14 protein-coding genes and 1 pseudogene are annotated in these 12,446 nt (G+C 62.5%); 7 read left to right on the forward strand and 8 right to left on the reverse strand.

Translation table 11 applies throughout. From position 1 onward, the window contains the following. Window positions 1-124: 124 nt before the first annotated feature. Window positions 125-1,006 (forward strand): LysR family transcriptional regulator, encoded by an 882-nt coding sequence (locus H1B27_RS16325; protein ID WP_197966772.1) that lies wholly within the window; start codon window positions 125-127, stop codon window positions 1,004-1,006. A gap of 31 nt (window positions 1,007-1,037) precedes the next feature. Here H1B27_RS16325 and H1B27_RS16330 read toward each other — a convergent pair whose 3' ends face one another. Continuing rightward, on the reverse strand, window positions 1,038-1,400 hold the full coding sequence (locus H1B27_RS16330) for an ArsR/SmtB family transcription factor (protein ID WP_061876742.1): 363 nt from the start codon (window positions 1,398-1,400) through the stop codon (window positions 1,038-1,040). Continuing rightward, window positions 1,400-2,062 (reverse strand): SRPBCC family protein, encoded by a 663-nt coding sequence (locus H1B27_RS16335; protein WP_197966740.1) that lies wholly within the window; start codon window positions 2,060-2,062, stop codon window positions 1,400-1,402. The genes H1B27_RS16330 and H1B27_RS16335 overlap by 1 nt, the downstream gene beginning before the upstream one ends. Before the next feature lie 177 nt (window positions 2,063-2,239). Here H1B27_RS16335 and H1B27_RS16340 point away from each other — a divergent pair, with 177 nt between their 5' ends. Further along, window positions 2,240-2,611 carry a EutQ-related cupin domain-containing protein gene (locus H1B27_RS16340; RefSeq protein WP_197966741.1) on the forward strand — a complete coding sequence of 124 codons (372 nt, stop codon included), beginning with the start codon at window positions 2,240-2,242 and terminating at the stop codon, window positions 2,609-2,611. 60 nt (window positions 2,612-2,671) lie between these two features. On the opposite strand, the gene H1B27_RS16345 is transcribed toward H1B27_RS16340, so the two are convergent. The 4 genes from H1B27_RS16345 to H1B27_RS16360 all read right to left on the reverse strand — a co-directional run bounded on the left by H1B27_RS16345 (window position 2,672) and on the right by H1B27_RS16360 (window position 7,503). Next, complete coding sequence (locus H1B27_RS16345) at window positions 2,672-3,376, reverse strand: AraC family transcriptional regulator (RefSeq protein ID WP_197966742.1); 705 nt, start codon at window positions 3,374-3,376, stop codon at window positions 2,672-2,674. Between the two features lie 135 nt (window positions 3,377-3,511). Further along, window positions 3,512-4,771 (reverse strand): serine hydrolase domain-containing protein, encoded by a 1,260-nt coding sequence (locus H1B27_RS16350; RefSeq protein ID WP_197966743.1) that lies wholly within the window; start codon window positions 4,769-4,771, stop codon window positions 3,512-3,514. Window positions 4,772-5,050: 279 nt separating this feature from the next. Continuing rightward, window positions 5,051-6,061: a cytochrome d ubiquinol oxidase subunit II gene (cydB, locus tag H1B27_RS16355; protein WP_061876747.1), complete on the reverse strand. Its 1,011-nt coding sequence runs from the start codon at window positions 6,059-6,061 to the stop codon at window positions 5,051-5,053. Continuing rightward, window positions 6,058-7,503, reverse strand: coding sequence for a cytochrome ubiquinol oxidase subunit I (locus tag H1B27_RS16360; RefSeq protein WP_197966744.1), 1,446 nt, complete (start codon window positions 7,501-7,503; stop codon window positions 6,058-6,060). Before H1B27_RS16360 ends, cydB begins: the two co-directional genes overlap by 4 nt. Before the next feature lie 364 nt (window positions 7,504-7,867). On the opposite strand from H1B27_RS16360, the gene H1B27_RS16365 reads away from it, so the two are divergent. Both H1B27_RS16365 and H1B27_RS16370 read left to right on the forward strand, forming a co-directional pair. After that, window positions 7,868-8,167 (forward strand): hypothetical protein, encoded by a 300-nt coding sequence (locus tag H1B27_RS16365; protein WP_061876749.1) that lies wholly within the window; start codon window positions 7,868-7,870, stop codon window positions 8,165-8,167. Further along, a pseudogene (locus H1B27_RS16370) lies at window positions 8,164-8,588 on the forward strand (PIN domain-containing protein). Before H1B27_RS16365 ends, H1B27_RS16370 begins: the two are co-directional and overlap by 4 nt. 215 nt (window positions 8,589-8,803) lie before the next feature. Here the strand turns inward: H1B27_RS16370 and H1B27_RS16375 are convergent. Beyond that, window positions 8,804-9,241, reverse strand: a complete 438-nt coding sequence (locus H1B27_RS16375; protein ID WP_197966745.1) for a DUF6841 family protein — start codon at window positions 9,239-9,241, stop codon at window positions 8,804-8,806. On the opposite strand from H1B27_RS16375, the gene H1B27_RS16380 reads away from it, so the two are divergent. Continuing rightward, window positions 9,234-9,566, forward strand: coding sequence for a hypothetical protein (locus H1B27_RS16380; RefSeq protein ID WP_197966746.1), 333 nt, complete (start codon window positions 9,234-9,236; stop codon window positions 9,564-9,566). The two genes, H1B27_RS16375 and H1B27_RS16380, sit on opposite strands and share 8 nt — an antisense overlap. A 39-nt stretch (window positions 9,567-9,605) precedes the next feature. Here H1B27_RS16380 and H1B27_RS16385 read toward each other — a convergent pair whose 3' ends face one another. After that, window positions 9,606-10,571: an AraC family transcriptional regulator gene (locus tag H1B27_RS16385; RefSeq protein WP_246515457.1), complete on the reverse strand. Its 966-nt coding sequence runs from the start codon at window positions 10,569-10,571 to the stop codon at window positions 9,606-9,608. A gap of 62 nt (window positions 10,572-10,633) precedes the next feature. Here H1B27_RS16385 and H1B27_RS16390 point away from each other — a divergent pair, with 62 nt between their 5' ends. Together H1B27_RS16390 and H1B27_RS40815 are read left to right on the forward strand one after the other, a co-directional pair. After that, window positions 10,634-11,662, forward strand: a complete 1,029-nt coding sequence (locus tag H1B27_RS16390) for an SDR family oxidoreductase (RefSeq protein ID WP_197966747.1) — start codon at window positions 10,634-10,636, stop codon at window positions 11,660-11,662. Window positions 11,663-11,687: 25 nt separating this feature from the next. Further along, window positions 11,688-12,026 (forward strand): helix-turn-helix domain-containing protein, encoded by a 339-nt coding sequence (locus tag H1B27_RS40815; RefSeq protein WP_283816987.1) that lies wholly within the window; start codon window positions 11,688-11,690, stop codon window positions 12,024-12,026. The last annotated feature ends 420 nt before the right edge of the window (window positions 12,027-12,446 follow it).

Raw genomic sequence — 12,446 nt, forward strand, 5'->3', positions numbered from 1 at the left:
CGGCACTGGTTTTTCGAAGACATACGCCAGCAGCGACGTAGCCGACGCCGAGATTGGTGTTCCCGGAGGCGATACGGTAGTGTCGCGGCGGGGTACACCGTGTCGCGGAACCAGGAACGCTGAATTGGATATTGAAGACATACGGACGTTCGTCGAAATCGCCGACGCTGGGGGAATTTCGTCCGCCGCGGCCCGGCTGGGCGTCGCCAAATCGATCGTCAGTCGTCGGCTCCTGCGGCTTGAAGCGGAGCTTGGCGTCCAACTGCTTGCAAGAACGACCCGCGGGGCTGCACTCACGGAAGCCGGCGTCACTTTCCGAGACCATGCCGCCAGAGTCGGCGCCGAGATCGACGCAGCGAGGGAGGCGATCCTACCCGCGGGAGACCTGCGCGGCCGCTTGCGAGTTGCAGTGCCGCTGTCTTTCGGTCCGACCCACTTCGCTCCGATCCTTGCGGAAATGGCTCGCCGCCATCCGCATCTCCAGATCCACACCTGCTATAGCGATCGCTTCGTCGATCTCGTCGCAGAAGGATATGATTGTGCGATACGGATTGGCTATCTTCAGGACTCCAATTTGATTGCGAGACGCATCGGACCAATCCATGGGAAGCTGCTCGCGAGCCCTGACTACATCAACACCCATGGGTCGCCCGAGTCGCCGGAGGAGCTCGTCGCCCATGAAGCCCTCATGCAGGGCACCGAAGCGTGGCAACTCATGGATGGCGACAAGATCATCACGGTTCGTCCGCAGGGGCGCTTCAAGGCCGACAACGGCACAGCGCTCCTCGCCGCGGCAACGGCAGGCCTCGGGATCGCCTATCTTCCCGACAGGCTCACCCATGAATATGTCACTTCCGGCGCGCTTGTGCCGGTGATGACACGCTATCCCCCACCTCCGGCGGGTGCATATGTAATCCGCCCCCCGGGCCAGCATCCCGCAAGGAAGATACGGGTTCTCACCGAAGTGCTGATCGAGTATTGCGAGCCGGCTCCGCAGCTCGCGTAACTTCGCTCCTCACTCCCAGTTCGCGATCACTTCAAGCTCTTTTCCCGCTCCTTTTGGTGAGCGGCGCGTTGCGACGCTCACGTTTGCCGCGCGCGATCTCGGTGGCCAGTGCGTCCAGCTTGGGCTCCCAGAAATTCCTGAACTGACCGATCCAGGCATCGACCGCTTGAAGCCCCGCCACGTCGACCGAATAGAGCCGTCTTTGCGCCTCCGCCCGAACGGTTGCGAAGCCGCTCTCTCGCAGCACCCTGAGGTGCTGCGAGACCGCCGCCTGGGTGATGCCGAATTCGGCCCCGATCGCTTCGACGACCTCGCCGGACGCCATCTCCTTGAGGCCGAGCAGCTCGAGGATGCGACGGCGCACGGGATCGGCGAGGACCTCGAAGGCGTGCATCAGCTTCCTGTGCCCGGATGCGTGATGTCGGGCGGCATCTCGCCGCGATAGAACGCAATGGTGCGGTCCGAGCGCTGCTTCGCCGTGTCGGGATCGACCCCGCTCGCGACATGCGCAGCACGCCAATATTCGCCGCTTGTCGTCATGAAGTCCTTGCCCTCGGGCGAGACCATCCACGCCTCGGCCGTCTCGTGGTCGACCGACGCCCCGGTCGCAAGATATCGCTCTAGTCCCGCAAGAGCGAGGTCCCAGCCGATGCCCACCGCACCGGGACCGAACTGATTCCAATGATCCTCGATGATCGCGGTGTGCTCGAGCGTCAGGCGGGCCTGGCTTCGTTCTGCCGACAGCTTGACGTCGATCCAGCTCAAAGCGCCACCGAATTCCCATGTCGCGGCGAAATGGGTCGGCGGCGTACACGCCATGATGGTGCCGCCCGCATTGCCCTTGACCTGATACCTTCCGCCCAGCTGGAGGTCTCCCTCGACCGGCGCAAACCAGCGCGGGATGCGCTCTTTGCTGGTCACCGCGTCCCAGAGATCGTCGAGGCCGGTGTCGTAGAGCCGGGTCAGAGTCACCGCACTGGCCGGCTTCCCGTCCTTCTCAAAGCTCCTCACCGAGCGCGTCACAAGTCCCAGGACCTTGGCGACGTCGATCTGCATTGCGCCTCTCCTTGCTCCGCTCTTCTTTGATGAATATCAATCATCACTAATATAAGTCAACACTGATATTAAGCCGCGTCGCTGCGTCAAACCGCCTCGTAAGGCGATGCGAACAAAATGCCTGCCCAGGCGTCTATCGGTGCCCACCCCGCCAGTCGCACAAGACGGAATGAATTCATGAAAGTTCGCAAATTTGCCATCTCCGACGCTTCGCTCGAGCGCTCGCCGGGACAGGACGGCAATATCTTCGTCGGCAACCTGGTCGACCAACGTCACGGCGGACCGATCACGATCGGCTTCGGGCGTTACGCACCGAACCAGAATCTCGAGGAGACGATGAGCGTCGACGATGTCATGATCGTCCTCGAGGGGAAGCTCTCGGTCACGAGCGACGGCGACACCATTACCGCAGGTCCCGGCGAGATCGTCTACATGCCGAAAGGTGAGACCGTCACCATCCGCTCGCACGAGCAAGGCGCTCTCACCGCCTACGTCACCTATCCGCACTGGCAGGAGGCGCATGAGGCGCGAGCTCGTGGCAGCCGTTGATGTCGACCTGCCCGCCTGCTGTGACCCGACGGGATTGGGCCCGACCCGGAGACCGCTATTTCAGTGGGAGAACAGTTCCGCGACCGTCTCGTGCTCAGGCACCTCCGGGAAGAAGCTCAGCCGCTGGCAATAGATCGGGAAGTCGCGCACTTCCTCGCCGCTGCCCGGCAGCCAGTTGCGATAGAGGTAGAGCGCGACATTGAAGGTCGGGTTTGTGCCGGGGTGCAGGCCCGCCGCCTTCCGCCACGCGATGAAGCGCTGGATGGTGGCGGGAAGCGTCGCCGGGTCGCCCCGATGCTCCATGATCGCCACCTTCGTGGTGGGCACCTCGCGGATCGTCACATCGTCAGTCGTGAAAGTTCTCTGCATGAGCTTGCTCCTCGCGATATCGAGAGGCCCGAAGGCCGCAAGCCACGGCTCCCACTCGGGAGAGTTCCGGAACGACGATGGCGATTGCCCGAACCGTTGCCGGAAGGCGCGGGCAAAGGCATCCGGTGCTTCGTAGCCGGCATCCATCGCAATGTCCGTGACGCTTTGGGCGTCGGCGAAGGCGAGCTGATACGACGCGCGCTTCAGACGGGCCAGCTGGACATAGCTGTGCACTGACAGACCGAAGGTCGCCGAGAACTGCCGGTGGAAATGGAATTTCGAGAAGGCCGCAACAGCGCTCAAACTTTCCAGATCCAGATCATCGTCGAGATGCCGGTCGATATGGTCCAGCACCCGCCGCATCCGGGCCTGATAATTTTGCAGCGCCGCCTTCATCGTCCCTCCTCCGTGGCGGGGCTCATCTAGGCGTGAACGGCCGTGGCATGCTCGACCGATCTTGCGGTTTTAGGCACACTGTCGTTGGCCGACTCGGCCGGGCGATGACAGCGAGTGCGTGACGGACGACGCGCCCTACCCGCCCGCCATCAGCGCCTTCGCCAGCGCCATATACGCCGGCAGCGTCACGGGGTCGTTGGCGGCGTTGCCCGCCATGGGGTGCGAGGCGTAGCGGGCGATCACCATCTCGGCCTTGGGATCGATGTAGATGCCCTGGCCGTAGACGCCGCGCGCCATGTAGGCGCCGTGCGCGTTGTGCGTGACCCACCATTGATTGCGATAGGACGCGCCCGGCAATGTGATGTAGCCGGCCGGCTTGAATTTCTCCGGGTCGCCGCCGCGCGCGATGTCCTCGACGACCGTTGAAGGCACGATCTGGCGGCCGTTGAAGCGGCCGTGATTGCGCATGGTCTCACCGAAGCGGGCGAGATCGCGCAGCGTGGTGGAGAGCCCGCCGCCGCCGCTCTCGGTGCCGATGCGGTCGACGTGATAATACGCGTCCTCCTCCGCACCCATCGGCTGCCAGATCCGCTCGGAGAGCAGGTCGGACAGCGTCATGCCGCTGGCGCGCCGGTTGATCCAGGCCAGCACGTCGGTGTTGACGGTCTTGTAGGCGAAGGCCTTGCCGTGCTCGCCCTGCTTTCTCTGCGCGATCAGGAAATCGAAAATGTTGGTGGGTCCGTCGTAGCCCGGCGGGATCGGCGCCATGCCGTTGGCACGCCGCAGGCCCCACACGTCGGAATTCTTGTCGGTGTAGATTTCGGTGTAGGCGAGCCCCGTGGTCATATCCATGACCTCGTGCACGCGCGCATCGCCGAAGGCGCTGGCCTTCAGCTCGGGCACGTAATCCGTGACGGGCGCCTGCGGATTGATCCTGCCCTCGGCGACCAGAATGCCGGCGAGCACGCCGGTGAACGACTTCGTCACGGACATGCCGATATGCGGCTTGTGCGGCTTCAAGGCGCCGAAATAGCGCTCATAGATCAGCTTGCCCCGATGCAGCACGGCGATGCCGTCCGTATACGTCTCCTCCAGCATCTGCGCGAAGGTCATGGGCCGGCCGTCCATCGTGGTCGAAGCCACCGCGCCGATGTCGTGGTCTTCGCGCGGCAGCATGGATGCGGGCCCTGCCCCGCGCCAGACATTCACGGTGGGCACCAGCTGGCGGATGTTGCTCCAGGCCCAGCGCAGTTCGGGGAAGCTGCGGAACGAGCCATCCTGGAAGGTGATGGTGCGGTCGGGCGACGGCGGAAAGCCGCGCATCCAGCCGAGGGTTTCGGGGTCGGTTTCAACGGCAGAGGCGGGAAGCTGGCTAGCGGCAGTCGCGACGGGCATCAAGGCGGGCTCCGGAGGGGACGATGCGGATGTCGTATCACGAGAGGCCGTGACGGAGATCCGACGTTTACGCCGGGCGCCTACGCGCGGACGGGACGGCAAGCCGCGGCCAGATCGAGCTTGCCGAAGCATCCAGGAGATCGAGGGTGCGGCAGCCTCTCTACCCTGTCTTCAGCAGCCATCGGATCGGCACTGCAATCGCCAGCAGCGCGATTACACCTGCGGCCCAAAGCGCAACGAACCACAGCAGCTGCCGCCAGGTTTGAGACACGCGCAGCCTCAATGATACCCCTCGCCGTGCCGCACCTTGCCACGAAATATCCAATAGACGTAGCCGGTATAAACAAGGATCACCGGTACCAGCACCGCCGCACCGACGAGCAGGAACAACTGGCTGCTGGGATGGGTGGCCGCCTGCCAGATCGTAATCGAGGGCGGCACGATCATCGGCCACATGCTGATGCCCAGCCCGGCATAGGACAGCACAAAAAAGCCGAGTGCGCACAGGAACGGCACCCCATCCTCGCCCTTGCCGAGCGCGCGGTGAAAGCGCCAGGCCAGCAGGGCCAGAAGGATCGGCACAGGCGCTGCGTAAAGCATGTTCGGCAGCGTCAGCCATCGCTCCCGGAACGCAGGGCTTTGGATGATCATCATCAAGGATATGACGGCGATGAAGCCGAGTGTCGCAAATCCGAGAACGCGCGCATAGCTCCGGCAGCGCGCCTGAAGCGCGCCGTCGGTCTTCCAAATCAGCCAGCACGCGCCGAGCAGGCCGTAGCCGACAACCAGGGCAACACCGGTCAAAACCGAGAAAGGCGTCAGCCAGTCCCACCACCCGCCGGCGTAGGCACGCCCCTCGACGCGAATGCCCTGCACGATCGCGCCAAGGCAGACGCCCTGGAGGAATGCGGCGGCAAAGCTGCCCCACGAGAAGGCGCGGTCCCACCATACTTCGCCGGCGGACGTCCGCGCTCGAAACCGCATCTCGAAGGCCACCCCGCGAAACACCAGCGCCAGCAGCATCAGGATGAGCGGCATGTAAAGCGCGGGAAAAATCGTCGCGTAGGCCAGCGGAAACACCGCGAACAGGCCGCCGCCGCCGAGCACGAGCCAGGTTTCGTTGCCGTCCCAGACCGGCGCGACGGAATTGACCATGACATCGCGGTCGGCTCTCGCCACCTCGGCCGGAAACAGGATGCCGACGCCGAGGTCGAAGCCGTCCATCACCACGTAGAGCAGCACGGCCGTGGCGATCAGCAGGGCCCAAATCAGTGTGAGGTCGATGCTCATGGCCTGATCCCCGCTTGCCGCGGCTCTGCTCTGGGCGTGTCTGATCCCACTATCAACGCTGGCGCCGGCGTAATCCCTGCCGTGCGGACCGGCTGGCCTTGTGGCGGTCCGTGCTCGCCGGCTTCAGGCGTCTGGCGGAAGAGGTGAAACAGATAAGCGATCCCCGCGCCGAAGACGACGAAGTACACGACAATGAATGCCGCCAGAGACGCGGCGACGGCCGGCGCTGCGACCGGCGCCACGCTATCGGCCGTCCTCAGCAGTCCATAAACCGTGAATGGCTGACGTCCCGCCTCCGTCACCGTCCATCCGGCCGTCACCGCGATCAGCCCCGACGGCCCCATGGCCACGGCAAAGCGGTGCAGCCATGGCGTGTCGTACAGAGCGTCGCGCCAACGCAGAACGAGCGAGGTCATGCCGAGCACGATCATCAGAATGCCCAAACCGACCATGATGCGGAACGCCCAGAAGACGAGCGGAATGTTGGTCGGCCAGGTATCCTTCGGGAAAGCCTTGAGCCCCTTGACCTCTCCATCAAGGCTGTGCGTCAGATAAAGGCTCGCAAAACCTGGAATGGCGATTTGGCCGCGCGTCACCCCGACTTCGGCATCCGGCATGCCGAACAGGATGGAGGAGGCCCGGCGCTCGGTCTCGAAGTGGCCTTCCATGGCCGCGACTTTGACCGGCTGATGGTGGTAGGAATTCACGCCGTGCAGATCGCCGATCAGGAGCTGCATCGGCGCCACGATCGCGGCCATCCACATCGCCATTGAAAACATGATGCGAGCGCGTTCGTTCATCCTGTCCCGCAGAAGGTGCCAGGCACCCACGGCTCCCACGATCATCGCGGTCGTCAGGTAAGCCGCGGTGACCGTATGGGCGAACCGATAGGGGAACGACGGATTGAAGATGATCCCGAGCCAGCTCTCGGGAATGAACTGGCCGTCCGCTCCCATGGCGTGTCCCGCCGGGGTCTGCATCCAGGAATTAGCGGCTAGAATCCAGAAGGCCGAGAGCAAGGTGCCGCCCGCGACGAAGCAGGTCGCGACGAAATGCAGGCGCGGACCGACCCGGCCAAGGCCAAACAGCATGACTCCAAGGAAGCCGGCCTCGAGAAAGAATGCCGTCAGCACTTCGTAGCCGAGCAGCGGACCGAGCACCGGCGCCGTCTTGTCGGCAAACACCGACCAGTTCGTGCCGAACTGGTATGACATGACCAAGCCCGACACCACGCCCATGGCGAAAGCGACGGCGAAAATCTTCAGCCAATAGCGATAGGTGTCGAGATAGGCGCCGCGGCCCGTCCACAGCCAGAGGGCTTCGAGCACGGCAAGATAGCTAGCCAGTCCGATGGTGAAGGCCGGAAACAGGAAGTGCCAGACTACCGTGAAGGCAAACTGGAAGCGCGCAAGATCCAACGCGCTGGGCAGTAGATCGGACATAGCTCCGCCCCTCGACATCAATTGCGGCCCGCAGCCAACGTTCCCAGCCTGCGCCGGTTCCAACTGCCTCGATCATCAGATGTCGAGAGTTTTAAGCATTCTGCGGGCAGCGTCCCTTGGAGGATATCGTTGGAACGGTACCGTCTCAATATGCCTGAATGTCCTACCGCGCACCCGGTCTGCAGCGGACGAGCTGCGATCGGAGCGCGCGATAGGAGCGCTAGAGCGGACCGCTTGCGCGTCGAGCTTTTGGCGGCGGGTGCAGCAGGCGGGTGCTGCGCGCCGATCACGACGGCATACCGGCTCGCTGCAGGTGTAGAACTCCGGATTTCCAGCTATATTACTGGAAATAGCCGAGGACGGCATGGGAAACTCACAGAAGCGCGCCATCCAGAACTATCGGTCACGCCTCGGTAAGCGCGGCTTGGCGCGTTTCGAAGTGCTCGGCCGGAATGCCGACCGCGATCTCATCCGTTCGTTCGCCAAACGCCTGTCGGAGGATACGCCAGAGGCCTCGGCGCTTCGCGCCGCCGTGCGCAAGTCGATCGCAGGCGAGCCAACCCGGCTGGGCGGGATTCTCGCCGCATTGCGCCGTTCTCCGCTCGTAGGGGCTGATCTCGATCTTTCTCGCCCTCGCGAAAAGGGACGCAAGGTCGATCTGTGACGCGCTATCTCCTCGACACCAACATCATCAGCAACGTCGTCAGGCAGCGACCATCGGACTCCCTGATCTCATGGATGTCGATGCAGCACGACGAGGACCTGTTCATCGCCTCCTTAACCGTTGCAGAAATCCGCCGTGGTATTTTGGAAAAACCGCGTGGCAAGAAGCGCGATCTCCTCGACGTCTGGTTCTCGGGGCCCGAAGGACCGCAAGCGCTTTTGCGGGCCGCATCCTGTCCTTCGACGACAAGGCCGGACTCGTCTGGGCCCGACTGATGGCCGAAGGCAAAACGGCCGGCAAACCGCGAAACGCGCTCGACATGATCATCGCCGCCGTCGCCAATACAAACGACTGTGTCGTGGAGACGGATAACGAAACGGATTTCGCCGAGATCAAGGTCCTCAATCCGGCACGCGGATGAGCGTGATGTAGTCGTCGGATGGGTGAAGTGCAGCGATACCCATCAAGTCCGCTCTACAAGCGCGATGGGGCATTCTACGGGCACTGTCCTTGGACAATATCGTTGGCACAATACGGTCTCAAGAGGCCCGAATGTCCTACCCCCCCGCAGAAGGGCCGGCGCCGACCTTCTTCGATCAGTGCAAGTTCGCTGACGCGCTGCCGTCGGGGCAAGCCTCACAAGAGACCATTGTCCTTGAGCAGTTGAACCTCATCACCCGTAATCCAGCCGAAAACCTTCAACATCCCATCATTCTGCTCGAGCAGATAGACGTTGGTGAAAGGCACATCGATACGCCTGCCATCTTTCTCGAACTCGCTGCTCCAGCCCACGTGGACCAGGCAATGTGTTTCATCGATCGAATGCATCTCGATCCCGGAGACGGTGACCGCCTTGTTGCCGATCTGACGATAGTGCTCGTATCCTTTTGAAATCCGCTCGACAAAAGTGTGATCGTTGTCCCCTGCCATGACACCTTTTGGTCCTGCAGCGATATACTGGGTGGAAAAAAGCGAACGGAAAAATTCCTCAGCAAGAGTACCTTCCAAGCCATCCCTGAAGGCTTGGGCATATCGTTCAAAGAACTGTTCCACTTCGCCTTTCGAGATGGTCATCCGCAGCTTCTCCTTCGACTTCGAGAAAGCGTTGCCAGATCCGCCACAAGCTGACGGTCCGCTACCTTATCGATCTTGGCATTCGGCTGTTGTTATCGGCGGGCCGTTCGAGGGCCAGTTGTTGGCTAGCGATCGTTCGCGGTTCATCGAACTCCGCTTTCCCATTGATGCTGGTCGAGTAAACAGCGTGGCTATGCCACCGACGCGGGTCTTGCCGGTGCTCGCAAGCACCGGACTGAAAACGAAGAAGCCCGCATCTCTGCGGGCGTTCCAGGGCTTAGCAGGCTTTCCCGCTACGATACTGGATCTCAGTCAGCCCAACTAGCCGCTTACGACGAGGTGACCCAAACTCGCAGCGACGCCTTCAGGCCGGACCGGCGCTCAGCTGTCGTTCGCGCCACAAGGAGGGCGACAAGCCCGTCATCCGCTTGAAGGCATTGCTGAAGGCGCCCTGCGAGGAATAGCCGGCCAAAGCCGCAACCGACGCCACGGAAAGTTCTTCGTCCCGTAGCGCCTTGCAGGCGAGATGGATGCGCCAACGCGCAAGATAGCCGAGCGGCGCGATACCGGCCGTCGCGGTGAAGCGCGCGGCGAAGGTCGATCGCGACATCGCGCAGGCGCGTGCCAATTCGTCGAGATGCCACGCGCGCGCCGGATCGTCATGCATGAGCTGCACGGCCGGCGCGAGGCGCGGATCGCCCAGCGCGCGCAACCACCCCGGCGGGATGCGATCGTTGCCGTCCATCTGCGCTCGCAGGATCTGCACGAACAGCAACTGCGCGAGCTGCGTTGCGACAAGGGCGCCTCCCGGCAGCGGCTGCTGGCGCTCATTCACGAGTTCGCTGAGCAACCAGCGAAACCGCGCTGCTTGCTCGGTCGCGCCGTCGACGCGGAGCCACGGTGGCAGCGCTTCCGACAGCAGGGTTCCGCTCGTCGGATCGAGCAGGACATGCCCGCCCACATAGCTGAAGTCGGTTCCATCGCCCAAGGTGACGAACGAGCGGCCACGCCCGGAAAACAGCGCCATTGCGTCGACCGGCGTCACCGACGGATCGCTCGACAAGGTGTAGGGACGCTGCGCCGTCAGAAGGCCCACATCGCCTTGTCCGAAGCGCACCGGCGCTTCGCCGTCGATCCGGGCCCAGCACAGGCCCTGGGTCAGCGCGAAGAACTTGATCGACTTCGGCGCGGGAAACCGAAGCGCCCAAGGACCTCCCGCGTCGAAGCCGCCGGTCACCATCGACTCCACCGTTGTCAGTCTGAGAATGTCGGAAAACGCGTCGGACGGCATTTTCGGATTGTCGCGTATAAATGCCGGACGTTCAAGCATTCGCGATCCAGCTTCCTGCCCTATCTTTCAAAAGGCATCATCAATTCGCTTTCGGAGCAGCCATGGCGGACGACACCATCCTCATCACTGGTGGAACAGGATTTATCGGACAGCACACGATCATCGCCGCGCTCGCCGCCGGCTTCCGCGTCCGCACCGCCATCCGTTCGCTCGACCGGGCGGACGAGGTTGGCGCCTATCTGGCCCATGGCGGCGCCGAGCCGGGAGAGCGACTGAGCTTCGTTGAGACCGACCTGCTCAAGGACGAGGGATGGGCCGAAGCCGCACAAGGCTGCGTCTATGCCATTCATAGTGCGTCCTCGACGCCCTCGGGAAACTATGCGAGCGAAGAAGACTGGATCCGGCCCGCTGTCGACGGCAACCTTCGGCTGCTCCGTGCCGCCCGGGACGCTGGGGTGAAACGGGTGGTGCTGACCTCGGCCTTCGGGGCCATCGGCGCCGGCAAGGCCAGTCCCGGTCGACCCTTCACCGAGGAGGACTGGAGCGATCTCGATGGTCACATCGCGCCTTATCAAAAGTCCAAAACGCTGGCGGAGTGCGCGGCTTGGGAATTTATCGCTGAAAACGGCAACGGGCTGGAACTGGCAACGATCAACCCGACCGCCGTGATGGGCCCGGCGCTTGGTCCGGACACCTCGCATTCGCTGATGATGCTGAAGGGCATGCTTGAGGGCCAACCCGGGCAGCCACGTATCCAGTCATGTTTCGTGGACGTACGCGATGTGGCCGACCTTCAGTTGCGGGCAATGACCGATCCGGCCGCAGCAGGCGAACGATTTCTCGCAACCTCCGGTGACGCGCTGTGGCTCGTCCAAGTGGCCGAAATTCTTAAGGAACGCCTCGGGGAACAGGCCCGTAAGGTATCCACCATGCAAGTTCCGGACATCGCCATGAAAGCCAAGGCCATGGTGGATCCCAAGGTGAAGGCGCTTCTTCCGCTTCTTGGCATTGATCTGTTGGCCAACGGCGAAAAAGCGAAACGCGTGCTCGGTTGGGATCCCCGCCCGCCAGCCGATGCTATCGAGGCCGCCGCACGCAGCATGATAGAGGTCGGAATAGTCAAGGTCTGAACGCCCGTCCAAGGGCGGGCGGCCCTTGCTTCCGGGGCACCGGGGCAGGAATCTGCGCCAGATCGTCAGGCTGGGATCTCAGGGGCACCGAATAGCAAAGGCGGCCAATTGGATCGGGGGCTGCTCAAAAAGTCGCCGATACTCCCGCACGAACTGGGTCGGGCTTTCATATGAGCACTTCCACATCGAGCAGTTGGCGACGATGATCGGCATGGGCGTTTCAACCCTCCACCGGCATTTCCAGGAGCTGACGGGAATGAGCCCGCTGCAATACCAAAAGCACCTGCGCCTCCATGAAGCGCGCCGGCTGATGCTGATCGAGGAAACGGACGTCACCACAACAGCTTTGAAAGTAGGACGTTGAAGAACATCAAGTCGATACGTTCGGAAGGCGGAGAGCGGACGGCATTCTGATCGCCCCCGGATTTATGCGCTTGTTGTGTTCTCGCGAGAAATCCAGAGGCGCGGTGAGACACGCCCGCCTTAGTTGAGATGAGAGCGGCTTGCGGCTCGATCTGCGAGCGCAAAACCCAGCTGCGATCATGACTTATCGAACGCACAGCCAGCAAACAGCGGCGACCTAGATCAATTGACATCAATCGGTGCCTATCGAATGTTCCGCGTCATCAATATTCGCTGCTGTATCCCCAGTATCCCAAAATACGACCCGTCACTCCCACTCAATTATAACGCGCGACGTTTTGTCCTTGATTTGGAAGGACAATTCGCCTTGTGTAACGGACGAATGCCGGCGGTATATCCGGCGTAATTTTTTGATGTTGAA

This window comes from Bradyrhizobium diversitatis (assembly GCF_016031635.1).
In the GTDB taxonomy this organism is placed as follows: domain Bacteria; phylum Pseudomonadota; class Alphaproteobacteria; order Rhizobiales; family Xanthobacteraceae; genus Bradyrhizobium; species Bradyrhizobium diversitatis.